Below are 21,284 nucleotides of genomic sequence, written 5' to 3'. Positions count from 1 at the left end.
CGTTACTAAAAGGAACCATCATGGCGCTGCGCAGCTTTTCCGATTACCGGGTACTGATTGTGCCGGGCTTGCATAACAGCGGTCCCGAGCACTGGCAGAGCCGCTGGCAGCGCCTGTATCCGCAATTCGAGCGGGTCGAGCAGGACGACTGGAATGAACCCGACCTGGCGACCTGGTCGGCGCGCCTGGACCAGGTGCGGCGGCAGGATGCGCGCCCCACCCTGATCGTCGCCCACAGCTTCGGCTGCCTGACGACGGCGCACAGCCTGGCGCGCGACCCGCAGGGCGTGGCCGGCGTGCTGCTGGTGGGGCCGGCCGACCCCGACAAGTTTGGCGTGGCGAAGGCATTGCCGCAAAAGCGGCTGCCTTGCCCCGGCATCCTGATCGCCAGCCAGACGGACCCGTGGATGACGGCCGAGCACGCGGCGCAGTGGGCGCGGCGCTGGAATTGCAAGTATATTGATGGCGGTGCGCTGGGCCATATCAACGCCGAATCGCGCCTTGGCGACTGGGTCTATGGCCAGGCGCAGCTGCAAACACTGTTTGATCTGGCACAAAGCGACAAGCGCCACCGTCAGGCAGCCTGATACGACGAACATCTTCGCCACACAACTTCTGAAGGAGATCACGATGACTTTACGCCTGGGCGATGTCGCCCCTGATTTTGAACAAGACAGCTCGATCGGCCCGCTCAAGTTCCACGAGTGGGCGGGCAATTCCTGGGTGGTGCTGTTTTCCCATCCGGCCGACTTTACCCCCGTGTGCACGACGGAACTGGGCCTGACGGCCAAGCTCAAGCCGGAATTCGACAAGCGCAACGTGAAGGCCATCGCCCTGTCCGTGGACGCGGCCGAGTCGCACAAGAGCTGGATCAAGGATATCGAAGAGACGCAAAACACGGTCGTGGGCTTTCCCATCATCGCCGACGTCGACAAGAAAGTGTCGGTGCTGTACGACATGATCCACCCGGAACAGTCCGTCACGGCCACCGTGCGCTCCGTCTTCATCATCGACCCGAACAAGAAAGTGCGGCTGATCCTCACGTATCCGCTCAGTACGGGCCGCAACTTCAATGAAATCCTGCGCGTCATCGATGCCCTGCAGCTGACGGACGGCTACACGGTAGCCACGCCCGGCAACTGGAACGATGGCGACGACGTCATCATTCCACTGACCGTGCAAGACCCGGACGTGATCAAGCAGAAATATCCGAAGGGCTTTACGGCCGCCAAGCCATATCTGCGCCTCACGCCGCAGCCCAACAAGTAATTCCGGGGTCAGACCCGTCGGGTCTGACCCCAGCATTTGTCTCGGGTATAAATATGTCTAAGAAGCAAAAACGCACCTCGCCGGTGCGTTTTTTTTCGTCTGCAGATTCTGCCGGCAAGTATGCAAAATCCATCTAAGCAAATGAGAAATGGTTAGTTCTTTTTATAACGATTGCATGTGATTATTGCGCCCTATAACTCAAAAATGTAATAAGAAGGGGTTTCCATGTCTGAAGCAACACTAGCGCCGCCCAAGGCGCGCGGAGCGCCGTTTCGGGTCATGCCGGGGTTTAAGCTGTCACTGGGCTTCACGCTCTTTTACCTGGCCTTGATCGTCCTCATTCCCTTGTCCTCGGTGTTCCTGAAAACCTTCACCATGACATGGGACGCCTTCTTCAGCGCCGTCACGTCCGAGCGCGTGATGGCCTCGTACCGCCTGACGTTTGGCGCTTCGCTGATCGCCGCCCTGCTGAATGTGGTGTTTGGCGGCATCCTGGCCTGGGTGCTGGTGCGCTACAAGTTTCCCGGCAAGCGCATCATCGATGCGCTCGTCGACTTGCCGTTCGCCTTGCCGACGGCCGTGGCCGGCATCACCCTGACGGCCCTGTATTCGTCGAACGGCTGGTTCGGCCAGTTCATCGAAGGCGTGCTGGGCATCAAGGTGGCGTTCACGCCGCTGGGCGTGGTGGTGGCGCTGACCTTCATCGGCTTGCCCTTCGTCGTGCGTACCGTGCAACCAGTGCTGGAAGACGCGGAAAAGGAACTCGAAGAAGCGGCCGCCAGCCTGGGCGCCAATTCCCTGCAAACATTCATCCGCGTTATCTTCCCCACGATTCTGCCATCGTTGCTGACGGGCTTTGCCTTGGCCTTTGCCCGCGCCACGGGCGAGTACGGTTCCGTGATCTTTATCGCCGGCAACATGCCGATGGTGTCGGAAATCACGCCGCTGTTCATTATTACCAAGCTGGAGCAATACGATTACGCAGGCGCCACGGCCATCGCCGTGGTGATGCTGGTGGTGTCTTTCCTGCTGTTGTTGACGATTAACCTGCTGCAAGCATGGACGCGCGGAAAGGCGAAGAAATCATGAGTACGAATACGACTGCCGCCGCTGGCGTGGACACTGCGCTGCCCAAAGTGCGCCGCTTCGAGCCGAACGTCGGCCCCGTGGTGCTGGAACCGCTGTGGGTGCGCACGGTATTGATCACCATCGCCTTGCTGTTCCTGACGGCTTTCCTGATCGTGCCCCTGGTGGCCGTGTTTGCGGAAGCGTTCAAGAAGGGCTGGGAAGCGTATATCGCCGCCATCATCGATCCGGACGCCATTTCCGCCATCAAGTTGACCCTGATCACGGCCGCCATCGCCGTGCCGCTGAACCTGGTATTCGGCGTGGCCGCTTCCTGGTGCATCGCCAAGTTCGAGTTCCGCGGCAAAAGCATTTTATTGACCCTGATCGACTTGCCGTTTTCCGTTTCCCCGGTGATTTCCGGCCTGATCTATGTGCTGATGTTCGGCGCCCAGGGCTGGTTCGGCCCGTGGCTGCAGGCGCACGACATCAAGATTTTGTTTGCCGTGCCCGGCATCGTGCTGGCCACCATCTTCATCACCTTCCCGTTCGTGGCGCGCGAACTGATCCCGCTGATGCAGTCGCAGGGCAGCGAAGAGGAAGAGGCCGCCATCGTGCTGGGCGCCTCGGGCTGGAACACTTTCCGTAGAGTCACTTTGCCGAATATCAAGTGGGGCTTGCTGTATGGCGTGATCCTGTGTAACGCCCGCGCCATGGGCGAGTTCGGCGCCGTGTCCGTCGTCTCCGGCCATATCCGCGGCGAAACCAACACCATGCCGCTGCAGGTGGAGATTCTGTACAACGAGTACAACTTCGCCGCCGCGTTTGCCGTTGCCTCGCTGCTGGCCTTGCTGGCGCTGGTGACTTTGGCCCTGAAAGCTTTCATTGAGTGGCGTTTGAACGAGAGCGACGCCGACGATTCCGCCTTACGTTCTACGGAGCACTGATATGACCATCGCAGTTAAAAACATCCACAAGCGCTTCGGCGATTTCGTCGCCCTCGACAATATCTCGCTGGACTTTCCCGCCGGCGAATTGACGGCCCTGCTGGGCCCGTCGGGTTGCGGCAAGACCACCTTGCTGCGCATCATAGCCGGTCTGGAACATCCGGACAGCGGCCAGGTGCTGCTCGATGCGGAAGACGCGTCGAACCGCCACGTGCGCGAGCGGCAGGTCGGCTTCGTGTTCCAGCATTACGCGCTGTTCAAGCACATGACGGTGTTCGAAAACGTGGCGTTCGGCCTGCGCGTGAAGTCGCGCAGCGAGCGGCCGTCGGAAGACCAGATCCGCCGTAAAGTGAAAGATTTGCTGGAGCTGGTGCAGCTGGACTGGCTGGCCGACCGCTATCCGCCGCAACTGTCGGGCGGGCAACGCCAGCGCATCGCCCTGGCGCGCGCCCTCGCTGTCGAGCCGCGCGTGCTGCTGCTCGACGAACCGTTCGGCGCGCTCGACGCCAAGGTACGCAAGGAATTGCGCCGCTGGCTGCGCCGCCTGCATGACGACTTGCACGTGACCAGTATTTTCGTCACGCATGACCAGGAAGAGGCGCTGGAAGTGGCCGACCAGGTCGTGCTGATGAACAAGGGTACCGTCGAGCAACTCGGTTCCCCAGAGCAAGTCTATAACCACCCGGCCTCGCCGTTTGTCTACGGCTTCCTCGGCAACGTCAACCTGTTCCACGGCCGCGTGCATGACGGCGTGATGGCGACGGGCGACGCCAGCTTCGAGGTGCCCGATTATGCGGGCGTGAGTGACAGCAAGGGCACGGCCTATGTGCGTCCGCACGACCTGGAAATCGACCGTTACACGCAGGGCGCCGAAGGCATCGTGGTGAAGTTGAGCCGCGCCCATGCGATCGGCCCGCTGGCCCAGCTGGACTTGCAGCGCGTCGATAACAGCGAGCTGATTGAAGCGGTGATGTCGAACGAGCGTTTTACTCATTTGCAGCTGAAGGAAGGCGAAACCTTGGTAGTCCGCCCGAAACGCCTCCACGTGTTCGTTGAACCAACAAGAACCTAAAGGCTGAAAATATATGAACTTTCAACAACTGCGTTCGATCCGCGAAGCGGCCCGCCGCGGCTATAACCTGACGGAAGTGGCGAATGCGCTGTTCACGTCGCAGCCGGGCGTGAGCCGGCAGATCCGCGAACTGGAAGATGAGCTGGGCGTGGTGATTTTCGAGCGCAACGGCAAGCGCTTGACGGGCTTGACGGAGCCGGGCAAGGGCATTTTGAAGATCGTCGACCGCCTCTTGATCGAGGCGGAAAACCTGCAGCAGGCCAGCCTCGAATACAGCGGCCAGACCAGCGGCACCCTGTCGGTGGCGGCCACGCACACGCAGGCGCGTTATGCGTTGCCGAAAGTGGTGCAGGGCTTTCGCGCCGCCTTCCCTGACGTGCGCATCGCATTGCAGCAAAGCGCGCCCGAGCATATCGCGGAATGGGTGCTGTCGGGCAAGACCGATATCGGCATCGCCACGGAGGGCTTGAGCCAGTTCCCCGACCTCGTGTCGTTCCCGTGCTACCGCTGGAGCCATCTGATCGTCGTGCCGGACGGCCACCCGCTGCTCGAACATTCGCCGATCCGCCTGGAAGACCTGGCGAAATATCCGTTGATTACTTACGACAAGGGGTTCACGGGACGCGGCCATATCGACGATGCGTTCGCCAAGGCGGGCGTGACGACGGACATCATCCTCACGGCCATGGATTCGGACGTCATCAAGCAATACGTGGCGCTGGGCCTGGGCGTGGGCATCGTCGCCTCGATGGCCTTCGACCATGGCCGCGACAAAGGGTTGCGCGCGGTGGAAGCGTCGCATCTGTTCGCCACCAACACGACGCGCCTGGCCGTGCGCCGAGGCGCCTACCTGCGTGCCTACGCCTACGAGTTCATCCTGCAGCTGGCGCCGGACCTGACGCGCGAAGACATCGACCGCGCCATGGCGGGCGAGGAAGCCCTCTAGGCGATGGCCGCCTTTTGCACGCGCGTCAGGCTGGCCACGGCGCGCGCGTAGCTATCCTGCACCAGTTCCGCCAGGTAATCGGTGGGGAAGCGCGCCACATCGACGATGGTGACCCAGTGAAAGCGGCCCATGTAGCGGGCCGGTTTGACGCCCGGCATGTCCGTCAGTTCAATGAAACGCCCGGCGCTGGCGCGCAGGCTGAAACGCCACTGTTCCGGTGCGCTGGTCTTGAAATAGGCAAACTTCTTGCCGCTCACTTCATACACGAGGATGTTCGACGGCGCACCGTACAGCACGGCTTGCGCGCCGGGCAGGGCCGCGCAAAATTCCTTCAGTTCATCTGTTGTCATTCGTCCACCGCCATGAATTGTTGCGTGTTGCGGTCGAAGGCATAGGCCGCGCCGGCAGGGGCGTCCAGCAGCGCAATAAAACGGTCGTCCACGCTGAGCACGGCGCCCAGCGACACGAGGGCCACGTTGGCGCTGTCGTTGATGTAGTCGTCGCTCTCGTCGTTGGCCGTGAAGCGCCAGCCGCTGTCGTCGTCGTTGTCCGGCGCTTCGCGGTACAGGTAGCCGACGGGCGCGCCGTCTTCCAGCACGCGTTTCGTGACGAAGCACAGGCCCGCGTAGCGGTTGACGAGGTTATCGTCATCGTCGTGCTGGGTATTGATGATGTGGCGCGCCGCGAAGGCGATGGGGTCTTTGGCGCGCAAATCGGCGATGTAGCCGGGCATGTTGTCGAGCTTGCCCGTAAAGTGCCCATGCGGCTCGACCGTGTCGACCAGCACCCACATGCGCTCGGCGCCCGGCGCCTGCGGATCGTCGCTGTGGAAGGCGAAGATCAGCTTGACCACCTCGCCGGGGCGCACCTGGGCGATGGCTTCGGGCGGCGATTTATAGAATGTGTAGGGATGGCGCGCCGCCAGTTCGGCGGCGTCTGCCAGGTGCCAGCTGGGCATGGTTATCCGTCATCAAGAAGAGTAAACCCCATGGTAGCCGATTGCGTGTCAGGATGACCACGCATACCTGCAGGCTTGCCATTGCCGCTTGGCATGTGCTGATCTACAACAATCCTGCTTCCCCGACCAGCGCCCGGTCATGGCAAGGAGGGCGGCAAGCCCCTTCATAGCCGGACTCGGCAAGAAACTGATGAGACCGATTGAAAATACCAATGGTAAAATTTGTTTCTTTTATTGCATTTTGATTTCCTGAATGATATCTTTTGCTCAATCGCAAAAAAATATAACAAAAATATAATCAACATTGTGTTTTTTGAAATTTATCAATAGGGGAAATTATGAACACGACTAAACATGCTGTGCTGGGTCTCTGCCTTGCTGTCTCGGCTTGCCTGGCGCCATTGGCCCAGGCGGCGAACTGGGTGGAAATCACCGATCCCGCCATGAGCGGCTTCCTGGTGGGCGGCAAGACCGTCACCTACGGCAGCGTGGCAGCGGACTCGGTCTGGGTGTTTGACGGTGCCAACCCGTCTGGCCCGCAAAGCGCGGCCGCCATCCAGAGCTTGGTCAGCAGCAAGTTTGGTCTGCCATCCAGCGGCACCGGTTCCCTGGTCTTTGCCGCCCAGGGCGACCTGGAAAGCGGTAAGTCCGGTTCGTTCACCGTCAAGTCCAGCTTCGACTACCTGGCCGTGCACTATGGCCGTGGCGAACTGCTGTTCCACTGGGACGCGCCGCTGGCCGCCAATACGCTTATCACCATCAGCAATCTGCCGCGCGGCCTGAGCAATTTCCGCGCCTACAGTTCCGTCTCGGCCGTGCCTGAGCCAGCGACCTACGGCATGTTGATGCTGGGCCTGGGCCTGGTCGGTTTTGCCGCGCGCCGCCGCCGCGCCTGAGCCTGCAGCGCCTGCGGGCGCAAGACATGAAAAAAAGCCCGCGCATCGGAAGATGCGCGGGCTTTTTGCATGGCGGAGCGGTATTTACCAGCTATAGCCAGCCTTGGCGTAGTAATAGCGGCCGTTGAAACCGTTCGGCGCGAAGATGCTGTAAGGCTGGGTACCGTTGACGTTCAGGTTGCCCGCGCTCGTCACTTGCGCCGGATAGCGGTTGGTGACGTTGTCGATGCCGGCCACCAGGCGCCAGTTCTTGCCCAGTTTCACGGAACCGGACACGTCCAGCACCCATTGCGGGTCATACGTCTGGTCGAGCTTGACGTCGTTTTGCGGCACGGTGAAGCTGCCGTAGCGCGTTACGACGCCGTGCGCATTCCAGATGCCGAAGCCGTAGTCGGCCGCCAGGCTGAACTTGTCCTTCGGCGAGGCCACCGTGATGCGGTCGATGCTCTGGCGGTCGATCAGTTTCAGGTTGTTGGCCGTCAGGATGTCCGGATTGCCGGCGATTTTCTGTACCGTGCTCTTGTTGTGGTTGTACGCCACGGTGAGGTCGAGGCGGTCCTTGTCCTGCAGGTCGATGCGGTAGGTGCTGACGATGTCCACGCCTTCCGTGCGCGTATCGACGGCGTTGGTGAAATAGCGTCCCGAGCCCACAGGCGTGCCTTGTGCGGCCAGGACGTTTTTCAATGCATTGTTGAGGACCAGATTGGCCGAGAACAGGATGCGGTTGTCGATGTCGATGCGGTAGGCGTCCACCGTCGTGGTGAAGTTGCGGGTTGGCTGGAACTGCAGGCCCAGGCTGTAGTTGCGTGCCTTTTCCGGTTTCAGATCCTGTGCGCCCAGAGCGCGCGCCTGCGGCGTGTTGACGGCGAAGGTGCCCGTCTCGATCGGCGTGTTGACGCCGTTGACGACCTGGAAATTGGTGGTGGTGATGGTGTAGTACTGCTGCGCCAGCGACGGCGCGCGGAAGCCGCTCGACACGGTGCCGCGCAGGGACAGCGCGTCCGTGAACGCATAACGGGCCGAACCCTTGGCCGAGGTGGTGCTGCCGAAATCGCTGTAGCGCTCATGGCGCAGGGCCACGCCGCCCGACAGTTTCTTCGTCGCTTCCGCTTCCAGGTTCACATAGACCGACTCGTTGTGGCGCGAGTGGCTGCCCGCGTTGACAGGACGGAAGCCGGCAAAGCCTTGCGAACCGCCGCCCGTGTACGATGCTTCATCGCCGGCGCCGATGCTGTACTTTTCATGGCGCGCTTCGGCGCCCACGGCCACCGTCAGCGGGCCCGTAAAGTAAGACACGGGAAATTCGCGCGCCGCATCGAGGTTGAACACCGTTTGTTCGTTTTTCAGCGAGCCCGCATAGAAATGCGTGGGGCTGTTGGCGCCCAGCGACTGGTTGACCGTATTGTCCAGGTCCAGCTCGAACTTGTTGCTGCCGTAATTGAGGCTGGCATCCCAGCGCCAGCCGGCCGCTTCGCCGCGCAAGCCCGTGACAAGGGATTGGTCCGTCAGGGTGCTGTTTTGCAATGGCAAAAAGCCTTCCGGGAAGAGTGGCGTGCGCTGGACGAACTGCTTCGAATTATTCGGGTCCGTGATCAGCGCCGTGCGCCAGGTGGCGGCGGCCGACGTGTCGCGCTTGCCGTAATTGCCGAAGGCATACCAGTCGAGGTTGTCGCTGATGTGGTATTCGCTGTTGAGGAAAATCGTTGCCGGCTTGCTTTCCGGGTCGCCATAGCGCTGGTTGACCTTGCCGTAGCGCGGTTCCAGCGGGTTGCGGAAATCGGCACCGGCGCGGTTGGTCGGGTCGCGTTCCGCCACTTCGGCCGAGACGCGCACCCAGCCGTCCTCGCCCAGGGCGAAGCCGGCCGAACCCTTGATGGATTTTTGCTTGCCGTCGCGTTCCTGCGTCTGGCCATAGCCCACTTCGATATCGCCGCCGGCCGCGCCTTTTTTCAGGATGATGTTGATCACGCCGGCAATCGCGTCGGAACCGTACTGGGCCGCTGCGCCATCGCGCAGCACTTCCACGTGGTCAATGGCGGCCAGGGGAATGGCGTTCAGGTCGACCGGCGCCGAGCCGCGGCCCAGCGAGCCGTTGACGTTGACCACGGCTGATGTATAGCGGCGCTTGCCGTTTACCAGTACCAGGGTCTGGTCGGGCGACAGGCCGCGCAACTGCGCCGGACGCACGGCGTCGCTGGCGTCGGCGCCCGTGGCGCGGGCAAAGTTCAGCGATGGCAGCAGGCGCGCCAGCACGGTGGCCAGTTCGCCCGAACCCGTGCTTTGCAGGTCGCGCGAAGTGAGGATGTCGATCGGCGATTCGGAATCGATGGTGCGGCGGTTCTTGGCGAAGGTGCCGGTGACGACCACCGATTGCAATTCGCCTTCGGCGGGCAGCTCTTGCTGCGCTTGCGCCTGCATCGGCAGGCTGAAGCAGGCCACCAGGCTGGCGGCGATGACGGTTTTTACGGGGAGGGCGGGACGCTGGGAGCGGGCGGTGCTTGAACTCATCGACGATATCTCTTCGGTTGTGGTTGCGCGGACCATGGCGGTCCGGTGATGCAATCAGATTAACAGTGGGCACGCGGCGTGCTTACGAATCGTTCTGTCTATCGATATGCAATAAATATCTGAAAGACGTCAACATGGTGCGCGTAGCGCATATGGCCTCGTTTCCAGCATACGACCGGGCACGGCAAGGCCGCAATGCTGCACAGCAGTAAATTGCTCAGTGTTGTATAAATGCGACTATGCATTCCCCGGATCGGGCTGGATGGCGGCCGGGGCGGTACTGGCAGTCTCAATGCGGCTGACCCGGAATGGACTCCCGGTGGCGGATCGCTTCGACGACGATCCGCAGCGCCCGCGATTCATGGCGGCGGCTGGGATAGTAAGCATGGAGGCCAGGAAACTTTCCACACCAGTCACGCATGACGCTGATTAAGCGGCCTTCGCGTACATGCTCGGCCACCATATCTGCCGTCACGAAGGCCAGGCCATTGCCGCTCAAGGCGGCTTGCACCATGGGAACGGCGCTGGTAAACACGGTCTGGCCACGCACCCGCGCTTCCACATTGCGCCCCTCATGCTGGAGCTCCCACGCGTAAATGCCGCCACTGCTGGCGAGGCGCAGCGTGATGCAATTATGTTTCAGCAGCTCTTGCAGGCTGGCCGGTTGCGCATGCCAGGAGAAGTAGTCTGGCGAACCGACGATTATGGTCGGAATGTCGGGCGTGAGCCGCACGGCGATCATGTCCTCCTCGACTTGATCGCCGTAGCGCACGCCGATGTCATAGCGGTCCGCCGCGATATCGACCAGCTTGTAATCGGATTGAATCTCGATATGCAGATCGGGATACTGGGGCAGTACTGGCGCAAGCCTTGGCCACAGCAGCGTATCGATAATATGGTCGATGGCGGTGATGCGCACGGTACCCGCCGGCTTGCCATTCAAATCGCTGACAGCAGCGATTTCGGCATTGACCTCTTCCAGTCGCGGCGCGACGTTGGTCAGCAGGCGCTCGCCTGCTTCTGTCGGTGAAACACTGCGCGTCGTCCGATTGAGCAGCCGCACGCCCAGCCGCGCTTCCAGGTCACGAATGATGTGGCTGAGCGTGGATTGGGACATGCCGAGCTTGACGGCGGCACGCGTGAAACTGCGTTGGCGGGCCACCTCAAAAAATATCAGAATATCAATAATATTGTCTCTGGCCATGTGCATCATTCCTGAACCGGCGGTGAAGGGTATCCCGTGGTAGTGCCCTGCAAGCGATGATACCAAGGGGGAGTGTGCGAATTTTCATATAAATATACAGAACATTCATGGCTGTGGCGCATATACCTGTTCGGGTTTCCGGTGCGCCGATGCGGCAAGTGCCCCGTACGATGTCGCCAAGGTATTCAACCCATCACAAACGCACGAACTGGAGAACAGAGATGACCATCAATGATGTAGCGCGCCGCGATTTCCTCAAGACTGCTGGCACCGGCATGGCCGTGCTGGGCAGCCTGTCCCTTGCAGGTGGTTCCGCGTTCGCTGCCGAAAGCAAGCCCGTGCCTGATATGTCGAACCAGGCTGACAATTTCTACCGGAGCGAAACCGTCGTCGCGCAAAAGGTCGCGTTTGACAACCAGTACAAAATGAAGGTGGTCGGGAATCTCTTCACGCCCAAGAACCTCAACCGGAATTCCAGGCATCCGGCGATCATCATCGGCCATCCGATGGGCGCGGTGAAAGAGCAAAGCTCGAACCTGTATGCACAAAAGCTGGCCGAACAGGGCTTCGTCACGCTGGCCATCGACCAGTCGTTCTGGGGTGAAAGCGCAGGCCAGCCACGCAATGCCGTGGCGCCGGACATCTATGCCGAAGCGTTCAGTGCGGCGGTAGACTATCTGGGCACCCAGCCGTTCGTCGACAGGGAACGCATCGGCGTTCTCGGCATTTGCGGCAGCGGCAGTTTCGTCATCAGCGCCGCCAAGATCGATCCGCGCATGAAGGCCGTTGCCACTGTCAGCATGTACGACATGGGCGCGGCCAACCGCAATGCGCTGAACCACTCGCAGACGCTCGAGCAACGCAAGCAGATCATTGCCGAGGCGGCGCAACAGCGCTACGTGGAATTTACCGGTGGCGCAATCGCGTACACGGGCGGCACCGTGCACAAGCGCGATGGCAATACGCATCCGATCCAGCGCGAGTTCTATGACTTCTATCGCACCCCGCGCGGAGAGTTCACGCCGGCAGGATCGTCGCGCGAGCTGACGACGCACCCGACGCTGGCCAGCAACGTCAAGTTCATGAACTTTTATCCGTTCAACGACATCGAGACGATTTCCCCGCGTCCCATGCTGTTCATCACGGGCGACCAGGCGCACTCCAAAGAATTCAGCGAAGAGGCCTACCGGCTTTCGGCCCAGCCCAAGGAACTGGTGATCGTGCCAGGCGCCGGACACGTCGACCTGTATGACCGCGTGAAACTCATCCCGTGGGAAAAGCTGCAGGCCTTCTTCCACCAGCATCTGGCATAGGCGCATACCATGACAGTACCGATAAGCAGCGCGAGCAGCGCGCCTCAAGATGGCGTCCGCGGGCACGGCAATACCGGAGCGCAGGCGGCCATGTGGGGCGGTGTCTTTGCGATGACGCTCTGCGTTTTCGCGCTGATCGCCTCGGAGTTCATGCCGGTCAGCCTGTTGACGCCGATGGCCAGGGATCTGCTGGTCAGCGAAGGCCTGACAGGGCAGGGGATCGCCATCTCCGGCGCGTTTGCGGTACTCACCAGCCTGTCGATTTCAGCAATGACTGGCAGCATGAACCGCAAGACCCTGTTGCTGGGGCTGACAGCACTGATGGCCGTCTCCGGGGCTGTTGTCGCGATGGCGCCGAATTACTTCCTGTACATGGTCGGCCGCGCACTGATCGGCGTGGTGGTGGGAGGTTTCTGGTCATTGTCGGCCGCCACCGCGATACGCCTGGTGCCATCGGATCAGGTGCCGCGTGCCCTGGCCATCTTCAATGGCGGCAATGCGCTGGCGACCGTTGTTGCCGCGCCACTGGGCAGTTACCTCGGTTCCGTCATCGGATGGCGTGGCGCATTCTTCTGCCTGGTGCCCGTGGCCTTGATTGCCTTTCTCTGGCAGTGGATCAGCCTGCCTTCCATGCCGCCTCAGGCCGGGTCGGCCGGTTCGCGCAACGTCTTCAAACTGCTGCAGGACCCGAAGGTTGCCCTGGGCATGCTGGCTGTCAGCACGTTTTTCATGGGACAGTTCGCCCTGTTCACCTATTTGCGCCCCTACCTTGAAAGCGTTACGCGGGTAGACATCTCCACGCTGCCGCTGATTCTGCTGGCAATCGGCGCAGGCGGCTTCATCGGCACCACCATCATCAGCAAGTTCTTGAAGTGGCATTTTTTCCGGACGCTGGTAGGCATTCCCATCCTGATGGCCCTGATCGCCGTGGCGCTGACCGTCTTTGGCAGCAAGGTCGCTGCCGTGACGGTATTGCTGGGCATATGGGGCCTGGTCGCGACCGCCGCGCCGGTAGGCTGGTGGTCATGGCTGGCAACAACGCTGCCCAGGGATGCAGAGGCGGGTGGCGGCCTGATGGTCGCTGTCGTGCAACTCGCCATCGCCCTCGGCTCCACGGTCGGCGGCTTGCTATTCGACAAAAGTGGCTACCAGAGCACATTCATCGCCAGTGCGGCCTTACTGCTGCTGGCGGCCTTCCTGACCTCGCGCCTGCAAGCGTTGCGGGCAGCTTGAATCCTTTACAAGGAAGGAGCAGACTATGATCACGTGCAAGCCAGCAGTTCCCACCGGCACCCGGCATGGACTGGGCCTGTTGCTGGGCCTGCTCTCCCTCGGCGCTTGGGAAGCCCGGCAGCAGCCCGCTTCCGTGCCATACGCTCCGGTCCCGGTCCCGGTCGCCGCTGGCGCGTCCCTCAAGCCCGAGCGGTTGCGCTTATCGATGCGCGTGGGCGAACGCCGCTTCGCCGTCACCTTGTCCGACAACGCGACGGGGCACGCCTTTGCCGCAATGCTGCCGCTGACGCTGGATATGGCCGAACTCAACGGAAACGAAAAGCATGCGGATCTGGCGAAGGCGCTGCCTGTCAATGCATCGCGGCCAGGCACCATACGCAATGGCGACCTCATGCTGTACGGTACGAAGACCGTCGTGGTTTTCTACAAGACATTTACGTCACCGTATGCCTACTCGGCCATTGGCCGCGTAGCCGATCCTGAAGGTCTGGCCCAGGCACTGGGCCGGCATGGGGCCCAGGTCGAGTTTATCCAATACCAGTCAATACCCGGTGGTGGCGCTTGCCACCTGGATAGCACAGATGTAGAAGCCTGAGATCGAAGCGAACATGGCTTCGCTATACAAGAAACCCGGATACGGCCCTTTCTGAGCAGGGCGCAGAATAGCCCGATTCGAATCGCCGCAGACAGCTGACCCAAACTCACCCTCGAAAGGAAACACCATGATACTCAAGCGCGCCGGCACACAGCCATCCCAAAAAGGACCAGCCGAATATTTTACTGGCGTGGTTCGCATCGATCCACTGAACTTCCCACCCGCACCTGCGCGCGCATCGTGCGCGAGCGTCACGTTTGAACCGGGTGCGCGTTCGGCCTGGCACACCCATCCACTCGGCCAAACCCTGCTCGTCACGGCCGGCTGCGGCTGGACGCAATGCGAAGGCGAAGCCATCGTTGAAATCCGGGCCGGCGATGTGATCTGGTGCCCGCCCGGTCACAAGCACTGGCACGGTGCGACCCCGACCACCGCGATGACCCACATCGCCATCCAGGAAGCGCTCGATGGCGTCAACGTGATCTGGATGGAAAAAGTGACCGACGAAGAATATGCGGCGGGACTGCCATCAGACCGGCTGGCAGCCCCGCAAAACGCCTGTCGGGCATCTTGATCTTGCTGATCATGCCGCCTGTTTGCCGCGCAGCGCGCGCGCGCAATCCTTGATCAGCGCGGGACCGGCATAAATCAGGCCGCTGTACAGCTGCACCAGCTGCGCGCCCGCCTCGAGCTTGGCCAAAGCATCCTTGCCCTGCATGATGCCGCCCACGCCGATGATGGGCAGCGCGTCGCCCAGTTCCGCCTTCAGCAAGCGGATGACATTGTTCGACAGCTCGAACACGGGCGCGCCCGACAGGCCGCCCGCTTCGGCGCCGTGCGGCATGCCTTCGACGGCACTGCGCGACAGGGTCGTGTTGGTGGCGATGACGCCATCGATCTGGTGGCGCGTGAGTGACTCGGCGATGCTTTTCACCTGCTCGCCATCCATGTCCGGCGCGATCTTCAGGGCCAGCGGCACGTAGCGCTTGTGCTTGTCCGCCAGGCGCGCCTGGGCATCCTTCAGTTGCGACAGCAGGGCGTCGAGTTCCGACGCGCCCTGCAGCTGGCGCAAATTCTTGGTGTTCGGCGACGAGATATTCACCGTCACATAGCTGGCGTAGGGGTAGACTTTTTCCAGGCACAGCAGATAGTCGTCGGCCGCGCGCTCGATGGGCGTGTCGGCGTTCTTGCCGATGTTCAGGCCCAGCACGCCGGCGCGGTTCTGGTAAAACTTCGACGCCTGCACGTTGGCGACAAACGCGTCCACGCCGCCATTATTGAAACCCATGCGGTTGATGATGCCCTGCGCCTGCGGCAGGCGGAACATGCGCGGTTTCGGATTGCCCGCCTGCGCGCGCGGCGTGACGGTGCCCACTTCGATCGAGCCGAAACCCAGGTCGGCCAGCGCGTCGATGTAGGCGCCATCCTTGTCCAGGCCGGCGGCCAGACCGACGGGGTTCGGGAAGGTGATGCCCATCACCGTGCGCGGATCAGCGGCCGGTTTGCCGGCCAGCTTCGTCAGGCCCAGCGCGCTGGCGCGTTTCAGGGCGGGCAGGGTGAAATGGTGGGCCGCTTCGGCATCCATCGAAAACAGCAGCGGGCGAGCGAGGGAGTACAGGAATTTTTCAGACATGGGGCGCTTTGAGTAGGTGTGCGGGCTGCCGGGAAGGGCTGGCGGCGCGCGAAATAAGTGCCGTATTTTACCGTGTTCCGCGCGGCTGCCGGGTGTATAGTTCTCTTTGGTCTAATGCAACATTGATTCCTTGTTAATTCGCATTCGGCCGCGGACCTTCCTGTTTTTTCTCTGTTCTGTTGACTTCATAAGCGAGACATCGATTGAAAAAGACACGCATCCTGACCGCCATCGCGGCCGCCAGCGCACTGCTGCTGAGCCATCCGGCCCTGGCCCTGCCCAATACCCAAGACACCCGCATGCTGAGCGAACCGGCCGTCTCCAGCCGCCATATCGCCTTCATCTATGCGGGCGACCTGTGGCTGTCGAACCTCGACGGCGGCGGCGCGCGGCGCCTGACGTCCGACCTGGGCGACAAATCGAATCCCGTGTTTTCGCCCGACGGCAGCCTGATCGCGTACAGCGCGAACATCGACGGCAATGTCGACGTGTACGTGATCGCGGCGGCGGGCGGCGTGCCGCGCCGCCTGACCTTCCACCCGGGCGCGGACCTGGCGCAAGCATTCACGCCCGATGGCCATGCCGTGATGTTCACCTCGCCCCGCGCCGCCTTCAACAACCGCTTCCAGAAGCTGTTTACGGTGCCCGTGGCGGGCGGCGTGGAAACGCAGCTGGAAATTCCGAATGCCTCGCGCGCCACGTATTCGCCCGATGGCAAGCGCATCGCCTACAACCCGCTGGCGCCGGCCTTCAAACAGTGGAAGCGTTACCGGGGCGGCACCAACTCCTGGCTGTGGCTGTTTTCGTCCAGCGACAAGTCGATTGAAAAAATCCCCCAGCCGACCACGCGCTCGAACGACGTCGACCCGATATGGATAGGCGACAGCGTGTACTTCCGCTCGGACCGCAACGGCGAATTCAACCTGTTTGCGTATGACGTCAAGACGAAAGCCGTGCGCCAGCTGACGCGGCACGCGGATTTCCCCGTGCTCAACGCGTCGGCCGCGAACGGCACCATCGTCTACGAGCAGGCCGGGTATCTGCACTCTTTCGACATCGCCAGCGGCCAGGCGCACAAGCTCACCATCGGCGTGGCCAGCGACCTGGGGCAGGCGCGGCCCCGCTGGGTGAAGAACGCGAAATACATCCGCGACGCGTCGATTTCGCCGTCTGGGGCGCGCATCGCGTTTGAATACCGGGGCGAGATCGTCACCATCCCCGCCGACAAGGGCGACGTGCGCAACCTGACGCAGACGGCCGGCGCCCACGAGCGCACGCCGATCTGGTCGCCCGATGGCCGCTCGGTCGCGTATTTCTCGGACGAGTCGGGCGAATACGAGCTGCACGTGCGGGCGCAGGACGGCAAGGGCGCGGTGCGCAAGTTCAAGCTCAATGGCAGCGGCTTTTATGACAACGCCGTCTGGTCGCCCGACAGCAAAAAGATCGCGTTTGCCGACAATGGCTGGAGCATGTACGTGATCGACGTCGGCAACGGCAAGGTGCAAAAAATAGCCACGGAGCCGATGTATGGCGTCGACAAGAGCATGCGCGCCTCATGGGCGCCCGATTCGCGCTGGCTGGCCTACACGCTCAATTCGCCCACCTACACGCGCAGCGCCTACATCTATTCCGTTGAGCAGAACAAGTCGATGCCCGTGACCGATGGCCTGTCCGACGTGGCCCAGCCCGTGTTCGACAAGAGCGGCAAATACCTGTACTTCTTCGCGTCGACCAACGCAGGCCCCAGCAACAACTGGTTCTCGCAGCAGAACGAAGACAACCTGGTGACGCGCACCGTGTGGATGGCCGTGCTGCGGCGCGACTTGCCGTCGCCGCTGATCAAGGAAAGCGACGAGGAAAAGGCCGCCGGCGCGGAGAGCCGGAAGGAGTCGGCGAAGGCCGAGGCCGAGTCGAAAAACGACGCGAAGAGCGAGCCGAAGATCGATCCGAAGACGGGCCGCGACGACCCGAAAGTGACGGTGGCCCCCGTGGCGCCGATCAGCATCGACTTCGACGGCATCGCCACGCGCATCGTCGACCTGCCGCTGCCGGCCGCGCAGTTTTCCAGCCTGACGGCCGGCGCCGCGGGGCAGATATTCCTGCTGCGCGAAAGCGACGGCAAGAAGGCCGTGCAGCGCTTCGACCTGAAGGAGCGCAAGGCGGAAACCGTGGTGGCGGAAGCGGACGACTTCGAAGTGTCGGCCGACGGCAAGAAGCTGCTGTACCGCCAGAAGGACAACTGGGCCATGGGCTCCGCCACGGGCAAGCTGCTGGCGCCGGGCGAAGGCAAGATCAAGGTCGACGCCATCGAAGTGAAAGCCGATCCGCGCGCCGAGTGGACGCAGATTTTCAATGAAGTGTGGCGCATCAACCGCGATTATTTCTATGATCCGGGCATGCATGGCGTGGACTGGAAGGCCATGCGCGACAAGTACGCCGTGTTCCTGCCCGAGCTGTCCAGCCGCGCGGACCTGAACCGCCTGATCCAGTGGATGTGCAGCGAACTGGCCGTGGGTCACCACCGTGGCGGCGGCGGCGACGACTTTATCGAGGCGAAGAAGGTGCCGGGCGGGCTGCTGGGCGCCGACTATGAAGTGAGCGACGGCCATTACCGCTTCAAGAAGGTGTATGGCGGATTGAACTGGAATCCGGCCCTGCGCGCGCCGCTGACGGAGCCGGGCCTGAACGTCAAGGCGGGCGAATACCTGCTGGCCGTCGACAGCCGCCCGCTGGCGCCGCCGACGAATATCTACAGCGCCTTCGAGAACACGGCCGGCAAGGCCATCGACCTGACTGTGGGACCCTCGGCCGACGGCAAGGGCGCGCGCACGATCACCGTGGTGCCCGTGCCGGCCGAGGATGCCTTGCGCAACCGCGACTGGATCGAGGGCAATATGCGCAAGGTTAATGCGGCCACCAACGGCAAGGTGGCGTACGTGTACGTGCCCAATACGGCGGGGCTGGGCCACACCTACTTCAAGCGCTATTTCTTCCCGCAGGCGGACAAGCAGGCCATCATCGTCGACGAGCGTTTCAATGGCGGCGGCAGCGTGGCCGATTACTACATCGAGATCCTGCAGAAGAAGGAAATCGCCTGGTGGACCATGCGCTACGGCGCCGACATGAAGACGCCGTCCGCCTCGATCCAGGGACCGCGCGCCATGCTGATCGACGAGACGGCCGGCTCGGGCGGCGACCTGCTGCCGTGGATGTTCCGCAAAAATAACATGGGTCCGCTGATCGGCAAGGCGACGTGGGGTGGCCTGGTGGGCATCCTCGGCTTCCCCGTGCTGATGGATGGCGGCACGATCACGGCGCCGAACCTGGCGTTCTGGACGCGCGAAAACGGCTGGGGCGTGGAAAACGAAGGCGTGCCGCCCGATATCGAAGTCGAGCAAACGCCGGCCGACGTCATCGCCGGCCGCGATCCGCAGCTGGAAAAGGCGATCGAGGTGATCCAGGCCGAACTGGCGAAAAACCCGCCCGTGCGGCCTGCGCGTCCGGCGTTTCCGGACAAGAGCAAGTAAGCTGAAGTGCAGGGGTCAGACCCTCGCGATTGTTCGCCGGTAGGTCGGATTAGCGCAGCGTAATCCGACACCATTGTTGGCTTTGCAGCGTCGGATTACGCGCTTGCGCGCTAATCCGACCTACCTTACATGATCGCCCACTGTCCCTTGACGCGCTTCCAGCGCTGGCGAAGAACCCGCCCGTGCGGCCTGCACGTCCGGCGTTTCCGGACAAGAGCAAGTAAGCTGAAGTGCAGGGGGCACACTCTCGCGATTGTTCGCCGGTAGGTCGGATTAGCGCAGCGTAATCCGACACCATTGTTGGCTTTGCAGCGTCGGATTACGCGCTTGCGCGCTAATCCGACCTACCTTACATGATCGCCCACTGTCCCTTGACGTGCGCTTCCAGCGCTGGCGAAGAACCCGCCCGTGCGGCCTGCGCGTCCGGTGTTTCCGGACAAGAGCAAGTAAGAAGCAAGTAAGCTGAAGTGCAGGGGGCACACTCTCGCGATTGTTCGCTGGTAGGTCGGATTAGCGCAGCGTAATCCGACACCATTGTTGGCTTTGCAGCGTCGGATTATGCGCTTGCGCGCTAATCAGACCTACCTTACATGATCACCCACTGCCCCTTGATCCGCGCTTCCAGCGGCTTGAAGTTGATTTTATACGCCATCTTCGGGCTTTGTTCTATCCAGTAGCCCAGGTAGATGTAAGGCAGGTTCAGTTCGCGAGCCTGGGCGATTTGCCACAGCACGTTGTAGGTGCCGTACGAGGCGCCGGGCACGTCGGGATCGAAAAACGTGTAGACGGACGACAGGCCATCGGCCAGCACGTCGATGATGCTGACCATGCGCAGGGTGCCGTCAGGCTCGCGGAACTCCACCAGGCGCGTGTTGACCCGGCTTTGGAGTAAAAATTGAGCGTACTGGTCGCGGCTGTCCTGGTCCATGCCGCCGCCCGCGTGGCGCGTGCTCTGGTAGCGCAGATACAGTTCGTAGTGCTCGTCGAGGAAGGACAAAGTGGCCACGCCCGCCTGCAGGTTGGCGTGGCGGTTCCAGGCGCGGCGCTGGTTGCGGTTGGGCGTGAACGATTGCGTCACCACGCGCACGGGGATGCAGGCCTGGCAGCCGTCGCAATACGGGCGGTAAGTGAAAATGCCGCTGCGGCGAAAGCCGTTGCGCACCAGTTCCGAATACACGTCGCTGTTGATCAGGTGCGAAGGCGTGGCCACCTGCGAGCGGGCCTGGCGGTCGTCCAGGTAGCTGCACGGATACGGTGCCGTCGTGTAGAACTGCAGGGTGGCAAACGGTAGTTCGTTCAGGTGCGTCATGCTGATCCTGTCTGGTCTGTCCGCAGCAATGGAAATGTGCCTGGCGGTGTGCCTGGAGATATCATAGCTTTTTTACGCCGGTGGCGCAGCATGCCAATCGGTGATTTGCGCTGCTTCAATGGCGCTCCTCACATGGGCCAGGAAGCGGGCGCGCGAAATGGGCGCCGCGCCCAGCGAGGCCAGGTGTTTCGTTTCTTGCTGGCAGTCAATCATCGTCACGCCGCGCGCCTGCAAAAAGCGCACGAGGTGGGCCAGCGCGATCTTCGAGCCATCCGAGACGCGGGCGAACATCGATTCGCCATAGAACATGCGCCCGATCGACACGCCATATGCGCCGCCCACCAGTTCGCCGTCCAGCCACAGTTCCGACGAGTGCGCGTAGCCCAGCTTGTGTAAGCCCGTGTAGCCGGCGATGATGTCGTCGGAAATCCAGGTGCCCGGGCCATCCTTGCGCGGCGCCGCGCAGGCGCGCATGACGGCGTCGAAATCGCCGTCGAAGCGCAGCTGCCAGCGCCCGTCCGTGGCGGCGCTGCGCTCGACCTTGCGGATGGCCTTGGCCAGGCTGTCGGAGACCTTGAAGTCCGCCGTCATCAGCACCATGCGCGGATCGGTGCTCCACCACAGAATGGGCTGGCCCTCGGAAAACCAGGGGAAGATGCCGTGCTTGTAGGCGTCGAGCAGGCGCGCGGGCGACAGGTCGGCGCCGGCCGCCAGCAGGCCGGGTGCCTCGTCGGTCAGGGCGCGCGAGACGTCGGGGAACGGGGTGTGGATGTCGAGCCAGGGAATCATGCGGCGTCAAAAATGGCAGG

The 21,284-nt window shown here is 62.1% G+C and carries 19 protein-coding genes; 12 read left to right on the top strand and 7 right to left on the bottom strand.

The features are described from left to right. Positions 1-20 precede the first annotated feature (20 nt). The 6 genes from JAB4_RS24130 (at position 21) to JAB4_RS24105 (ending at position 5,299) form a co-directional block, all read left to right on the top strand. A complete protein-coding gene (locus JAB4_RS24130; RefSeq protein WP_070224511.1) occupies positions 21-587 on the top strand; it encodes an alpha/beta hydrolase in 567 nt (188 codons plus the stop codon). Between the two features lie 43 nt (positions 588-630). Next, a complete protein-coding gene (locus JAB4_RS24125) occupies positions 631-1,269 on the top strand; it encodes a peroxiredoxin (protein ID WP_070224512.1) in 639 nt (212 codons plus the stop codon). Positions 1,270-1,548: 279 nt separating this feature from the next. Next, the gene (gene cysT / locus JAB4_RS24120; RefSeq protein ID WP_070224513.1) at positions 1,549-2,358 is read left to right on the top strand and encodes a sulfate ABC transporter permease subunit CysT; all 810 of its coding nucleotides are present in this window, start codon (positions 1,549-1,551) and stop codon (positions 2,356-2,358) included. Continuing rightward, a complete protein-coding gene (gene cysW, locus JAB4_RS24115) occupies positions 2,355-3,281 on the top strand; it encodes a sulfate ABC transporter permease subunit CysW (RefSeq protein ID WP_070224560.1) in 927 nt (308 codons plus the stop codon). Before cysT ends, cysW begins: the two co-directional genes overlap by 4 nt. Position 3,282: 1 nt before the next feature. Further along, a complete protein-coding gene (locus tag JAB4_RS24110; RefSeq protein WP_034747519.1) occupies positions 3,283-4,353 on the top strand; it encodes a sulfate ABC transporter ATP-binding protein in 1,071 nt (356 codons plus the stop codon). A 13-nt stretch (positions 4,354-4,366) separates the two neighbouring features. Next, the gene (locus JAB4_RS24105) at positions 4,367-5,299 is read left to right on the top strand and encodes a CysB family HTH-type transcriptional regulator (protein ID WP_070224514.1); all 933 of its coding nucleotides are present in this window, start codon (positions 4,367-4,369) and stop codon (positions 5,297-5,299) included. Here the strand turns inward: JAB4_RS24105 and JAB4_RS24100 are convergent. Further along, on the bottom strand, positions 5,296-5,649 hold the full coding sequence (locus JAB4_RS24100; RefSeq protein WP_070224515.1) for an MmcQ/YjbR family DNA-binding protein: 354 nt from the start codon (positions 5,647-5,649) through the stop codon (positions 5,296-5,298). The two genes, JAB4_RS24105 and JAB4_RS24100, sit on opposite strands and share 4 nt — an antisense overlap. After that, positions 5,646-6,257, bottom strand: a complete 612-nt coding sequence (locus JAB4_RS24095) for a DUF2185 domain-containing protein (protein ID WP_070224516.1) — start codon at positions 6,255-6,257, stop codon at positions 5,646-5,648. The genes JAB4_RS24100 and JAB4_RS24095 overlap by 4 nt, the downstream gene beginning before the upstream one ends. A 338-nt stretch (positions 6,258-6,595) precedes the next feature. Here JAB4_RS24095 and JAB4_RS30795 point away from each other — a divergent pair, with 338 nt between their 5' ends. Then, entirely contained in the window at positions 6,596-7,153 is a 558-nt protein-coding gene (locus JAB4_RS30795) for a PEP-CTERM sorting domain-containing protein (RefSeq protein WP_227742023.1), read from the top strand. Positions 7,154-7,237: 84 nt separating this feature from the next. On the opposite strand, the gene JAB4_RS24085 is transcribed toward JAB4_RS30795, so the two are convergent. Next, a complete protein-coding gene (locus JAB4_RS24085; RefSeq protein ID WP_070224518.1) occupies positions 7,238-9,661 on the bottom strand; it encodes a TonB-dependent receptor in 2,424 nt (807 codons plus the stop codon). A 289-nt stretch (positions 9,662-9,950) separates the two neighbouring features. Next, positions 9,951-10,865 (bottom strand): LysR family transcriptional regulator, encoded by a 915-nt coding sequence (locus JAB4_RS24080; RefSeq protein ID WP_070224519.1) that lies wholly within the window; start codon positions 10,863-10,865, stop codon positions 9,951-9,953. 221 nt (positions 10,866-11,086) lie between these two features. Here JAB4_RS24080 and JAB4_RS24075 point away from each other — a divergent pair, with 221 nt between their 5' ends. The 4 genes from JAB4_RS24075 to JAB4_RS24060 all read left to right on the top strand — a co-directional run bounded on the left by JAB4_RS24075 (position 11,087) and on the right by JAB4_RS24060 (position 14,580). Next, the gene (locus tag JAB4_RS24075) at positions 11,087-12,178 is read left to right on the top strand and encodes an alpha/beta hydrolase (protein ID WP_070224520.1); all 1,092 of its coding nucleotides are present in this window, start codon (positions 11,087-11,089) and stop codon (positions 12,176-12,178) included. A gap of 90 nt (positions 12,179-12,268) precedes the next feature. Further along, positions 12,269-13,411 carry an MFS transporter gene (locus JAB4_RS24070; protein WP_070224521.1) on the top strand — a complete coding sequence of 381 codons (1,143 nt, stop codon included), beginning with the start codon at positions 12,269-12,271 and terminating at the stop codon, positions 13,409-13,411. Positions 13,412-13,436: 25 nt separating this feature from the next. Next, positions 13,437-14,006 (top strand): cyclophilin-like fold protein, encoded by a 570-nt coding sequence (locus tag JAB4_RS24065; protein WP_175444723.1) that lies wholly within the window; start codon positions 13,437-13,439, stop codon positions 14,004-14,006. A 127-nt stretch (positions 14,007-14,133) separates the two neighbouring features. Next, positions 14,134-14,580, top strand: coding sequence for a cupin domain-containing protein (locus JAB4_RS24060; protein WP_070224522.1), 447 nt, complete (start codon positions 14,134-14,136; stop codon positions 14,578-14,580). Positions 14,581-14,589: 9 nt separating this feature from the next. On the opposite strand, the gene JAB4_RS24055 is transcribed toward JAB4_RS24060, so the two are convergent. After that, a complete protein-coding gene (locus tag JAB4_RS24055) occupies positions 14,590-15,639 on the bottom strand; it encodes a quinone-dependent dihydroorotate dehydrogenase (RefSeq protein ID WP_070224523.1) in 1,050 nt (349 codons plus the stop codon). Positions 15,640-15,842: 203 nt separating this feature from the next. On the opposite strand from JAB4_RS24055, the gene JAB4_RS24050 reads away from it, so the two are divergent. Further along, complete coding sequence (locus JAB4_RS24050; protein ID WP_070224524.1) at positions 15,843-19,166, top strand: S41 family peptidase; 3,324 nt, start codon at positions 15,843-15,845, stop codon at positions 19,164-19,166. Between the two features lie 586 nt (positions 19,167-19,752). Here JAB4_RS24050 and JAB4_RS24045 read toward each other — a convergent pair. Continuing rightward, on the bottom strand, positions 19,753-20,475 hold the full coding sequence (locus JAB4_RS24045) for an arginyltransferase (RefSeq protein ID WP_070224525.1): 723 nt from the start codon (positions 20,473-20,475) through the stop codon (positions 19,753-19,755). A 72-nt stretch (positions 20,476-20,547) separates the two neighbouring features. Beyond that, positions 20,548-21,264 (bottom strand): leucyl/phenylalanyl-tRNA--protein transferase, encoded by a 717-nt coding sequence (aat, locus tag JAB4_RS24040; RefSeq protein ID WP_070224526.1) that lies wholly within the window; start codon positions 21,262-21,264, stop codon positions 20,548-20,550. Positions 21,265-21,284 lie beyond the last annotated feature (20 nt).

It is taken from the genome of Janthinobacterium sp. HH102, from assembly GCF_001758625.2.
Classification (GTDB): Bacteria; Pseudomonadota; Gammaproteobacteria; order Burkholderiales; family Burkholderiaceae_D; genus Janthinobacterium.
The sequence above is the reverse complement of the archived record's forward strand: the minus strand, read 5'-3'. Positions and strand labels throughout refer to the sequence as shown.